Annotated in this window: 10 protein-coding genes; all 10 read left to right on the top strand. The window is 40.2% G+C overall.

The genetic code is table 11. The annotated features are described in order from the left end of the window. The first annotated feature begins 5 nt into the window (after positions 1-5). Entirely contained in the window at positions 6-1,625 is a 1,620-nt protein-coding gene (locus G5B43_RS18505; protein ID WP_165296293.1) for a hypothetical protein, read from the top strand. A gap of 126 nt (positions 1,626-1,751) precedes the next feature. Beyond that, positions 1,752-2,498 carry a tyrosine-protein phosphatase gene (locus G5B43_RS18500; protein ID WP_165296292.1) on the top strand — a complete coding sequence of 249 codons (747 nt, stop codon included), beginning with the start codon at positions 1,752-1,754 and terminating at the stop codon, positions 2,496-2,498. Positions 2,499-2,722: 224 nt separating this feature from the next. Continuing rightward, on the top strand, positions 2,723-3,364 hold the full coding sequence (locus G5B43_RS18495; protein ID WP_317167531.1) for a polysaccharide biosynthesis/export family protein: 642 nt from the start codon (positions 2,723-2,725) through the stop codon (positions 3,362-3,364). Positions 3,365-3,405: 41 nt separating this feature from the next. Continuing rightward, entirely contained in the window at positions 3,406-5,802 is a 2,397-nt protein-coding gene (locus G5B43_RS18490; protein WP_165296291.1) for a GumC family protein, read from the top strand. 11 nt (positions 5,803-5,813) lie between these two features. Continuing rightward, positions 5,814-7,343 carry an MATE family efflux transporter gene (locus G5B43_RS18485; RefSeq protein WP_165296290.1) on the top strand — a complete coding sequence of 510 codons (1,530 nt, stop codon included), beginning with the start codon at positions 5,814-5,816 and terminating at the stop codon, positions 7,341-7,343. Then, positions 7,340-8,464, top strand: coding sequence for a polysaccharide pyruvyl transferase family protein (locus G5B43_RS18480; protein WP_165296289.1), 1,125 nt, complete (start codon positions 7,340-7,342; stop codon positions 8,462-8,464). The genes G5B43_RS18485 and G5B43_RS18480 overlap by 4 nt, the downstream gene beginning before the upstream one ends. Positions 8,465-8,476: 12 nt before the next feature. Next, positions 8,477-9,706 (top strand): O-antigen ligase family protein, encoded by a 1,230-nt coding sequence (locus G5B43_RS18475; RefSeq protein WP_165296288.1) that lies wholly within the window; start codon positions 8,477-8,479, stop codon positions 9,704-9,706. Beyond that, positions 9,703-10,515 (top strand): glycosyltransferase family 2 protein, encoded by an 813-nt coding sequence (locus G5B43_RS18470; protein ID WP_165296287.1) that lies wholly within the window; start codon positions 9,703-9,705, stop codon positions 10,513-10,515. Before G5B43_RS18475 ends, G5B43_RS18470 begins: the two co-directional genes overlap by 4 nt. A 4-nt stretch (positions 10,516-10,519) precedes the next feature. Then, positions 10,520-11,374: a beta-1,6-N-acetylglucosaminyltransferase gene (locus G5B43_RS18465; protein WP_165296286.1), complete on the top strand. Its 855-nt coding sequence runs from the start codon at positions 10,520-10,522 to the stop codon at positions 11,372-11,374. A 1-nt stretch (position 11,375) separates the two neighbouring features. Further along, a complete protein-coding gene (locus G5B43_RS18460) occupies positions 11,376-12,494 on the top strand; it encodes a hypothetical protein (protein WP_165296285.1) in 1,119 nt (372 codons plus the stop codon). Positions 12,495-12,503 lie beyond the last annotated feature (9 nt).

Below are 12,503 nucleotides of genomic sequence, written 5' to 3'. Positions count from 1 at the left end.
TCAAGATGAAAAGATTTAGAAAAATAGCAATATATACCTGGGCAGTGGCACTTTTAGGTATTTCCTCCTGTGAAAGCCCGTTAAAGGATTTTAACCTACAGATCAGTACCGAAGTTATCGAAAACTACGTGACATTGCGCGTCGTCGACGCTGAGGGTGTCAACGTATCCGGTGTCTCTGTATCCCTTGTCTCTGGAGATACCCAGGACATCTACAATATGAACGGGTACAAAGATTTTAAACTGACCGATAATCTACTCGTGCTTGGCGTAGATCCGGCGCGTACACCGACGGCCAATAACCCGATTCGGTTCCGCGTGCAATTCAGCGCCCCGGGTTACACCACACAGACCGTCCCTGTAGCCATTACCGATGTGTCGGCTGGAATACAGACGGTGGTATTGACCAAGCCTACTGAAGTACCGGATGGTGCAGAAGAGGTGGTGGAGAACGTAGATTTGAATCCTGATGGATCGACCACAGCACCTGCTGTCGTAGAACTGCCATCCGCCGTCGGCGAGGGCAACATGTCCGTAACCGTTCCGGCCGGAACACAGTTTAAAGACGCGAATGGAACGGTAATCACCGGTACCAATGTACAGGTTGTCGTGACCAGTATCGATGCGGATAACGAAGATGCTGTCGTGCTTTTGCCGGAAGGCAGTCTACGTGCCGAAACAGTGGAGCTACCGGGCGGTGGTACAGCCGCCGGCACATTCAGTCCAGCAGCGGTTGCCGACATCCGAATGTTGGTGAATGGTGTACAAGTAAGACAGTTTAGCCAACCGTTAGTGGTGAGTATGCCGGTTCCAGCGAACTATGTGAGCCCGATTACCGGACAACCACTCGCTGCCGGTACAGCGTTCCACATCTTCAGTAACAGCGGTGATGGCGTGTGGCGTTTCGAACAAAACAGTACCGTTACCGGTTCTGCTGCTGCTGGCTTCCGTGTCAGTTTCGAGATTGACCACTTAACTTTCTATATGGCCGCTGAGTTTGGCCAAGCTTGTCCAGCAGCGCGGGTAATTAACTTCTCGGGCGATTGGATGACGAACGGTACAACCGCTGCGGTTAAGGTAGAAGCCGTATGGGGCGAAAAAGTAATCTTCACAGGAGACTATTCGATCAACAATACGAACAACAGCATCAGCCTAGTAGATGTTCCGGCATCGGGTGTTAAGGTTGTGGTACGTAAAGCAGATGGCAACATTTTGGCAGAAAGCGACTTGGCAACTTGTGGTCAAGCGACCGCCATACAGTTGCCGGATCCAGCGGATGCCACCAGCACCACCTCTACGCTACAGCTGTATGTACGTTGTCCTGGACAAACAAGCGTTATTACCTTGTTACCGACCTTCCAGATGTTCTACCGTGAATCCGGAACGACGGAATTCAAATATCTGGGATCTGTAAGCAACGGCTTCTTGCGCACCACGCAATTGAAAACCGATGGTACCCAGTATGACTTCAAAGCCATCTGGAACGAGCGTGTAAAAGTGGTAAACGGTCACGCCGTAAGTGAAGACAATGAAGCCACCGTTGGTATAGAGCCGGGTGATATTATCGGTACGAAAGCCGGTGCTACCAACTTGGCGATCTTGACCGAAGAATGTAATAATCTATAAAAAATAGAAAGATGTTGAAGAGCTCAAGTGTAAGCTTGTGATTGTAGGGAAATACTCCGGCCGGGCGAGCTGGCCGGGTATTTCTATTTTCAGTCATAACCCTCTTTAACAAAACAACAAAAGAAAATGTGGAGTATTTTTAACCGAAAACGTCAATACCCCGATCTGGAATGGATGCAGGTGGATATGCATTCGCACATTCTGCCTGGTATCGACGATGGTTGTGAAAACACCGAGCAGAGCGTAGCCTTGCTTCGGCGGTTGGAACAGCTTGGGTTAAGAAAATTCTATTTCACACCGCATATCCTACACGATATGTATCCGAATACAGCGGAAACGATAGGGACCGCTTTCCATCGCTTGCGCCAAGAAGGGGTTGAGCAGCTTGCGGCAGGTTATGCTGCGGAGTATATGGTGGATAGCGCCTTTGATCAACAGCTTACGCAGGACCCGCGGCACATACTCTGTTTGCCCGGCGGGCACGTATTAATCGAGATGTCTTATCTAGAAGAAAGCAAGCTGATTGAAAAAGTCGCGTTCGATCTGCAAATGGAGGGGTACATTCCCATCCTGGCACATCCCGAACGGTATATTTTCTGTCATCGTGATCCCAAGAAAATCGAACGCTTTCAGGATATCGGTTGCCTGTTGCAGCTCAACCTGCTGTCGGTATTGGGTTATTACGGGCGTAATGAACGTCGGGTAGCGAAATATTTGCTGGAAAAGGGGATGATTAATCTTGTCGGTACCGATGTACATCATGAACGGCACGTACGCGCGCTAGAAGTGGGACTGCAACAAGAAGATATACGCAGCCACTTTAAACACTGCGAGATATTAAATAAAGAACTTTTTAGTGGGGTAACCACTTAAAAATGAATACAACAACAAACTACAACACAACTACAATCTACAATCAACAAGTTTAAATAATGAAGAAATTAATGAAAAGACCAACCTTTTCGCGGTGGGGATTCTTCCCGCTCGTGCTATTGCTGCTGATTAGCAGCTGCTCGGTCAAGAAGATTGTTTATTTCAACGATCTCCCGGCCGATACCGCCCGTATCCTTAAGCAAGCTGCAGCTTTCACCGAACCGGTGATCCAGTCCGATGACATCTTAAATATCACTATCCAGACCTTGGATCCGACGACCGCTGCTGTAGCTAATCAATCGATGGCGGTACAAGCCGTGGGCGCAAGTTCAGCCAGCAATGTCGGTAATCAAGTGATTTCCGGTTTTTTGGTCGATAAGAATGGTTATGTCAATATGACTCTGCTTGGTAAAGTGCAAGTTTCCGGATTGACGACCTATCAAGCCCGGGAGCGTATTACGACGCTAGCTAGTCAATATTACAAAGACCCGACCGTACAAGTGCGCTTTGCGAACTTCAAAGTAACGGTATTGGGCGAAGTGACACGTCCGGCGACGTATACGGTTCCCAACGAGAAAGTGACTGTACTGGATGCCTTGGGTCTCGCCGGTGACCTCACCATCTTCGGCAAGCGGGAAAATGTATTGTTGGTTCGCGATCAAGGCAAAGAGAAGGAATTAGTACGCTTGAATCTGAATGACAGCGAAGTGTTCCAATCGCCTTATTTCTACCTACGGCAGAATGATGTCATCTATGTAGAGCCAGGCAAGGGAAAAGCAGCCGCGAACAATGCGGCGCGGACGCAAACCTATGCCATTATTGGCTCAATTTTATCGGTTTTGATTATTGCAGTTTCGCGTCTATAATAGATCATCTACCTTGATGTCTTAAGTAATTTTTTTGAAAAATGAGTAATAAAAACATAGATTGGGAAGAGGAGTTTGATTTTGAGGAGAAAAAGTCAGATAACAAAGAACTACTCCGTTTTATTGGCCGCATACTAAACAATTGGTATTGGTTTGCGCTGTGTGGACTAATCGGACTTGGGGTTGCATATGCTTACCTCCGGTATACGAGCCCCACGTATAAAATCCATGCGAAACTCTTGGTTTCTGACGAGAAAAAAGGCGGTGGTATGCTTTCCTCCTCCGCTCTAGGCGATCTTTCTAGTCTGATGGGTACCAAGAATTCGGTAGATAATGAAGTCGAGGTACTGAGGACAGCCGATTTGATGCGCGAGATGGTATTAGCAGAGCAAGCCTATATCAGCTATTTTAATAAAGGGCGCGTGCACAATGTCCCGGTTTTGTCGGCACCTTTTCAAGTAACGCTGCTTAGCGATCCCGATTCCATTTCTACAGCTTATGCGTTTGAAATTCGGGCAACGAAAGACGATCGGTTTGAACTTTCTAATCCAGATACACTTTTTCAGGCGCAGTTGGATGAGCCGTTTGCGCTGACGGGTGTAGGGTTGTTAAAAATTATAGCGTATCAAGAACATCCCCAAGAGGACAGTTATGGTTTCCGCATTTCACCCCTACGATCCGTCGCGGCTGCCTATAGGGAAAAGCTTTCTGTCGAAGTTACCAACAAGAACGTCTCGACCATCGATCTGACTTTTGAACATCATTTACCAAAGCGCGGCGAGCAATTGTTAGAAACGCTCATTGATAAATACGTCGAGCTCAATCTGCATGACAAGAATGTTATTGCCGATTCTACTTTGGCCTTTATCAATGCGAGATTGCGTACGATTACAGACGAACTGGCAGGCGTCGAAGACCGCATATCGGGCTATAAAAGACGAAATCAATTGGCTGATATTTCCGAACAAGGTAAGGTACTTATTGAAAGTTCGGCGGATTTTACCAAGCGGTTGGCAGAAATCGAAACACAACTGGCCGCGTTAGATGCTGTTGCAACATATTTAAAAGACACGCAACATCCACGGGTGGTTCCATCCTCGGTTATTCCCCAGGATATTGGTTTTAATGCGCTTATACAACGTTACAACGAATTGGTGCTGCAAAGGGAGCGTTTGCTGTTAGCGAATACCCAGGATAATCCACTCGTACAGAATATCGCTGCACAGATTGCCGGTGTACGACAGGATATGATCGCCAACGTGGCTTCTGCCAGAAGGCAACTGGAGTTGGCTCGTGAGAGCCAACAGCAATTGTCTAACAGTGTTACTTCGCAGATTACCCAAGTGCCCACAATTGAGCGAGGCTATATCGACTTGGCGCGGTTGCAGCAAATTAAGCAGGCCCAATATATCTTTTTACAGGAGAAGTGGGAGGAAACAGCTATTGGTCGTACAGCAAACGTTTCTAATTCGAAAGTCATTGATACGCCAAAGGCCGCAAAGGAGCCTTTTTCTCCTAAGAGAAAAATGATATATGCTTTAGGGTTGGCTTTGGGGCTGGTCTTCCCATTGGCTCTCATGTATGTCAAAGATTTGTTGAATGTACGTGTTCGGTCTATAGAGGATATAGAAGGTCGAAATAATCTGCCTATATTGGGTATGATTGCTCATTCCGATGAGAAGGAACAGGTGGTTGTCTCCAAAACTTCCCGATCACCTATTGCGGAGCAATTCCGGGCCATGCGAACCAATTTGGAGTTTGCCTTAAACGGTGGGAAACGTATACTCTTCACCTCTTCGATGTCCGGTGAAGGAAAGTCTTATGTGGCGCTGAATTTAGCTGTATCCTTAGCTCTTTTGGATAAAAAAGTTCTTTTAATGGAACTTGATTTACGGAAACCCTCTGTGACAGCGAAGCTCGGTCTACCGGCTGGGAAAGGCTTTTCTCATTATATTGTACGTTCAGATATGCAGTTAGAGGAAATTTTGATGCCTTCCGGGGTGCACGAAAATGTAGATTTAGTGCAGGCGGGTGCAATTCCGCCCAATCCGGCTGAATTGCTAGTTCATCCGCGCGCAAATGAACTCATGGAGATTTTAGCACAACGTTATGACTATATCTTGATGGATGCTCCACCAGTGGGTATGGTGACGGATGCGCAGCTGCTATCCCGTTATGCCGATTGTTGTCTTTACCTTGTTCGTCAAGGCTATACCTATAAAGAGCAGATACGAATACCAAACGATCTCGTAGCTACGGCAAAAATTAAGCCCATCCAATTGATCGTGAACGATATTCAGTCTAAGAAAGGTGGTTATTATAGTAATTATGGCTATGGGTATGGTTACGGCTATGGTTACGGCTATGGTTATGGAGAATATGGAACGGCAAAGAAAAGGAAGTGGTGGCAATTGACTTTTTCTCGAAATAAATCATAATTTGAAAATTGATGGGAGATCGTACTGCTGCGTCAGAAAGAGTAGCTATAAATACTGTTATTTTATACTTAAAAATGCTTCTAACGATCTGTGTGTCGTTATACTCTACACGGATAGTTTTGAGTTCTTTAGGAGTCTCGGATTACGGTATTTTTAATTTGATCGCAGGGGTTATAACCATGTTGTCGTTTCTGAATGCTGCAATGGCATCAGCGACTCAGCGATTTTTGTCTTTTTATCATGGGAAAGAAAATTTTTCTGTTCGTAAAAAGGTTTTTATCAACAGTTGGATTTTACACCTTGTACTTGGAGTACTCGTGGTCTTTTTCCTTCTTATATTGTCTCAGTTTCTATTTGACGGGGTTTTAAATATACCTTCGGAGCGCGTACCAATCGCCAAGACAGTTTATCTTTATATGGCAGTCTCTGTATTTTTTACAATAGTTTCCGTACCATTTACTGCGTTATTAAATGCGCATGAGAATATGTTGTGGATTGCTATAGTTAATATTCTCGAAGCGATAATGAAATTGATAATTGCCATTTCTCTTAGCTATTTTATCGCAAGCCAAAGATTAGCTTACTATGGACTCTTTATGGCAGGTGTTACTTTTGTCTCATTTCTGTTATACGCTCTGTACACTCTTAAAAAGTATGATGAGTGTACGATATTAAACTACAAATATGATAAATTGTTAATGAAAAACCTGGGCGGTTTCGCAGGATGGAATCTCTTTGGATCTGCTTGCGTTGTCGGTAGAAATCAGGGTATTGCAGTTGTTTTAAATGTTTTTTTTGGAACGATAGTGAGTGCTGCTTATGGTATTGCAAATCAAGTTGCTGGACAACTTGTTTTTTTTTCAGCGACCCTTCTTAAGGCTATCAATCCCCAAATTATGAAAAGTGAGGGTGTGAGTGACCGAAAACGAATGCTAAAACTGTCAATGATGGCTAGTAAATTAGGTTTTTTCTTAGTGTCATTCATTGCCATTCCAGCTATTTTTGAAATGCCTTCCATTCTTAGGTTATGGTTAAAAGATGTGCCGGAATACACCGTTGTTTTCTGTTCTCTATATCTAATTACAACGCTGATCAATCAAACTACTATAGGTTTACAATCTGCTATTCAAGCCACTGGAAAAATCCGGGCTTATCAACTGGTTATTGGCGGAGTTGTGCTCATGAATGTCCCGGTTTCGTATATTTTATTGAAGCAGGGATTACCCCCTCATTCGGTTTTGGTTTGTGCTGTATTTATTGAGTCACTTGCTTGTGCCTTTAGAATTTATTTTTTGAAAGTTCAAGCGAATTTGTCCATAAGATTGTATGTAGATCGCGTTTTTTCGAAAGAGATCATTCCGACAATAGTTATTTTATCAGTTTGTTTGATAATCACAACTTTATTCGATTTTGACCTTAGGTTATTAATTACATTTCCTGTATCAATTATCGCTTTTTTTATCAGTGTTTATTATACAGGGTTTTGTGATGACGAAAAGCAACTGGTTACTAATATGTTATATAAGATACTGAAAAAATGAATAATAAAATGGTAGGAATCATGACTTTTCACGCTTCGCATAATAATGGATCTATGTTGCAAGCGTATGCCTTTCAAAAAGTATTGAAAGATAAATTCAATTTGCCTAATGAAATTATAGATTTTTCAAATCATAATCAGCAAAGGATGTACTCCATACTGTATTTCCCTCGTACGATCAAACAAATGGCCAGAATAGGTCTGAACTTATTGTATTATCAAAAGCTGAAGAAAAGATACAACGATTTTGAAGAGTTTTCTAATAATTATTTAGTTCTTTCATCAAACCGAATTAAAACTAGTGAGGGTTTATTAGCGTGTGATAATCGGTACGACGTGGTTGTATGCGGTAGTGATCAGATTTGGAATACAAAGGCTCAGGATGCCGATAAAGCTTATTTTCTCCCATTCGTAAAATCTAGTAAAAAAGTAGCATATGCTGTAAGCTTCGGTGCAACAAATATTAATACGATTAGTGATGTAGACGAGTATGCTAGATTCATTAACAATTTCTCAGCACTTTCTGTTCGTGAATACAACGCTAAAAAATGGCTAGAAGAATTGACGTCTATCCCGGTCCAAATTACGGCAGATCCCACACTTCTGTTGAATACAGAGGACTATATACCGTTATGTTCAGAAACCGGAATTAAGGAAAAGTACATATTTTGGTACACGATAACTTACACAAAAACGGCAATAGAATATATATTGGAGGTGTCCAAAAAATTGCACTTACCTATTTATATAATTGATGCAAAGGAGTGGTCAAGAAGGAATTTAGCGAAATATGGAATTAAATTAGCTCCAAAGGGCGGTCCAAGCTCTTATCTTTCTTGTATAAAGGATGCTGAGTTGGTGCTCACATCATCATTTCACGGTACTATATTCTCGGTTATGTTCAGAAAAAACTTTTGGTATTTGAAGAAGATAAACTTTGATAGCAAAGACGATAGAGCTTCTTTCCTTTTGACACAATTGGGGTTGATGGATAGGTTTGTTAATTTGGTAGACGTTGTGAATCTAAATTTATCAGATGAACCCAATTACGCAGAGGTCAGTAGCAAAATTGATGAGTTGAGAGAACGCTCAATGAGATTCATTAGAGAATTTATTGCATAAAATAAGTTGGCTATGACAAAATCAGTAGCGATAAGAAAATTATTAGCTAGACGACCAAATAAAAGTGATATGCTAGGCATATTTTTATTGCTATTTCCGTTTATCGCTTTACTTACACCATTGACGCAAGTTACGACTGATTATCAATCTCCTTTTTATCAATTGCTTTTTTATTATAAAATGGTCAGTCTCGTAGTTATCCTTTTCTTGTATGGTAATCAGGGGTCTTTGAGTTCATTTGATAAAAGTGTCTTAGTATTTTTAGGTGTATGGGCAATAGCGGTTTTCATAAATTCAAATGATATTTCGTCGATTGTAAACGAAATGGGTGCAATAATATTTTATTGTTGCATGTTTGGCTATTATGTCAGGAAAAGTCCTGCTGGTTTTCTGTTTGTCTACTTCATTTGCCTTGGATTCATGTTGTTTCTTAATCTGTTTTATCTAATAGTATATCCGGATGGACTGTTCCAAACTGATTCAATTTGGAATTCCTCAAGGATTAATTTTTTGGGATTAGATAACCAAATAAGTCCCTTGTTGTTTATTTGGTTTATCCTGTTCTATCTAACCAAAAGAATAGGTTATTATAGAAAAGTGATCAATGTTTTTGGACTCTTAGTGATCTGCGGTAACATTATCTTATTAAACGTAGGGACACTATATACCGCTGCTCTAATATTTATCCTGAGCATGTTTCTTTATCGAAGAGTCCCAAAGTTGTTTCAAATGAAAACAGCTTTACTCATCATTTTTATTGTGTTTCTAAGTATTGTCTTATTCAGATTACAATACTTATTCGAATTTTTCATTGTGGATATTCTAAATAAAGATATCACTTTTACGGGAAGGCTAGTCATTTGGGATGAGGCGATTATGCTATTTTCCAATCAACCTTTTTTTGGCTACGGTCTATCTTCAATAGGATGGCTAGTTCAAGGGAACAGACATGCACACAATACTATATTACAAATATTATTACAGTGCGGCTTAATTGGTTTCTTAGCTTTTTTTACAGTTGTATGGAGAGCGTTAAGAACATTTTTCATTAAGAAGTATCGACTTAAACCATATTATGTTTTTTTCACGATAATGTTCATAGCATATAATTTTGCCTGTTTAACAGAAGTGTATTTGCTGACTTACTATATAATTATCTTACTTTTTTTGTTTTATGCGAGGTTCTTTGATTTGGCTGTGGAAACGCGATATAAGACATTAATTAAAAAAATGAATAAATGAAAAGCACACCGCTGATAAGTATTGTTGTTCCAATTTATAATTCAGAGGAATTTCTTGATAGATGTTTAGCAAGCCTTGTTAGTCAGTCATTTAATACGATTGAGATTATATTAGTTAATGATGGATCTTCTGACTCTTCTGGTAATATTTGTGATACGTGGTCAAAGAAAGATTCTAGGATAAAGGTTATTCATAAAGAAAATGAAGGGGTAACGATTGCTCGAAAAGTCGGTTTGGAGAATTGTACTGGCGAATGGGTTTCCTTCGTCGACTCGGACGACGAGCTGTTTGAGCGATCGATAGAGCTGTTGTTTAATCATGTTGATGAGGATACTGATATGGTGTGTGGTAGTTTGAAATATACAGGTCCGTTTAAGTTTAAAAGAGAGTATACTTATGCAAAGTTGAATGGTGTCCAATATTCAAAAAAATTACTCAGAAAATATGTTACGTGGGGGCCATTTGGTCGATTGACTAGAATATCACTATTTGACCTAAACTCGTTTAATATTTCCTCAAAAATCACGCATGGAGAAGATTTTATAATGAACCTCCGTTTAGGATATAATGCGAAACAAATTACATTAATTCCTGATCATGTTTACCATTATATGTGGAGACCGAGTTCAGCTATTTCAAAAAATCCAATGCTTAGTAAATCGTACAGAAAACGATATAAAAATGAAATCAACTCATCTATACCGACGAAGTACAGAAGAGAATTGGCTTTTGAGATCACTAATTTTTGGATATCAAGATATTGGGAAATTTCAAAAGGTTTAATTAAGAAAGTTTTATCGACAGAGTAAATATATGATGAAAATTGCTATAATAATGTTGATTCACCGAAAAGATGAACAAACCGTTCGGTTAATCCGGTATTTATCTAGAGACTTTCATGTTTTTGTTCATATTGATAAGAAAAGTAGCGTGTGTCCAGAAGACATCATTGATCAAAATGTTTACGCGTATAAAGAACTAAAAGTATACTGGGGTGGCTATTCGCAGATTTTAGCCGTACAGTTTCTGTTAGAAAAAGCATTTGAGAAGCGGTATGATAGATATTTGCTCATATCCGGGCAAGATCTTCCTATTAAATCTAATGAACAGATTATTCGTTTTTTTTATGATAATGACAAAGAGTATATTTCTATCGAGGAAAAAGTAACGAAGGGCACTAGACAGAAAGGTGGTTTAGATCGGGTGACAAAGTATTGGCCAAATTGGTTTCATAGAGGTGGTAATTTATGGGATAAGTATTTGTTTAGTCTCCAATATTTCTTATTTGCAGTTTATTCAAAAGTATCACCTCGATCTACGAAGTATGATTTTTATAAAGGCCCCAATTGGCTAAACATAACACATGGATGTGTTGAGAAAATAATGAAATTTTTGGATGATCATCCGGAATATATTAGTCGATTCAAATGGACTAATTGTGCTGATGAATTTTTTTATCAAACGATTGTCATGCAACTAGAAAACCTACAAATAGAAAATGATAGTCTACGGTATATTGATTGGAATGATGTTGAGTATCCAAAGGTTTTGAGAGAAGAAGATTATCAAAAATTAATCGAAAGTCATTGCCTTTTCGCCCGTAAATTCGATGCTAATATTGATATGGAAATTATCAATAGAGTATACAGATTTATAACTACTTCATGATATGATCAGCGCAAGGAAGAAAATATCACGCTGGTTAATATGTATGCTGTGCGTTTTGGGTGTAGCCACGATCTATATTCGCTTAAATCCTCACTATAAAACCGATATATTTCGATCTTTCGCTAAAGGCAATTGGTATCTTTTTTCTGAACAAGATACACTATACGCTATGGGATATTATGGTGTAAGAAAGTATCTCGCTTCGGATCCTAAGAATTTAATTCTCTTGGCAGAAAATGATGAGTTCACCTCCGCTAGAGTCATCGCCAGAGGAGGCTGTGTTCACGGGAGGTATCTATATATGACTACAAGAAGTTTTACTAATAATTCTTCTGAGATTGGAAGCTTAGTCGTTTTGCAGAAGGACAACCTTGAATCTGTACGGAAAATTAATTCGGATATGAAGTTGGTAGAGGTTCAACAGTATTTGGACAGATATTTACTTGTTTCGGGGATTGGGGGATTTATAATTTTCGATGCAATAAATCCTAGCAACCCCAAGGAAATATTTTCTTACAAACACCATAAACATAGAGAGTATCAAGGATTCGATTTCTTTGAAAATGACAATAAACTATATGTCGCATTTGCTCATTTCGCCGAAGGAATCGGGATATGGGAACTAGATCACAGCGGTAAAGCAACTGCCGTAACTGAGATCTCCCTGAATGAGTCCTTTTTAGTTAACCAGATGCCCTTTTATCAAACGATGGACGTGATTGTCGATTATCCGTATCTCTATGCAACTTACGCCACACAGACTGAAAAGGTTAGTGTAAAATCGGATAGAAGGGGGTTGTTAGTAGCTGATTTGTCTGATCTTGACAATATAGAAAAAAAAATGGTGCTCATTCCAGTTAGTGACTGGTACCATAAGACGACAGGAGATAGGCAACCTAGTTACCTGAAAAAATTCGAAAATAATGTTTATCTAAATTTTGGCGAAAAGGGGGTGGCGATATTTGACGTTACTAACCCAGATAATCCTTATTACAGCGGCACTAACGATTTGTCTAATGATAGCGCATTGATTCAACCAATATATGTTACTGATGACGGCAAGTTGTTTACAGGAAGCTACTATTGGAAGACAATATATGGTATGACATTAGGAAAATGAAACTATAAA

The sequence above is a fragment of the Sphingobacterium sp. SGR-19 genome (genome assembly GCF_011043555.1).
In the GTDB taxonomy this organism is placed as follows: Bacteria; Bacteroidota; Bacteroidia; order Sphingobacteriales; family Sphingobacteriaceae; genus Sphingobacterium.
Note: the sequence above shows the minus strand (reverse complement) of the source record. Positions and strands in the feature narration are given on the sequence as shown.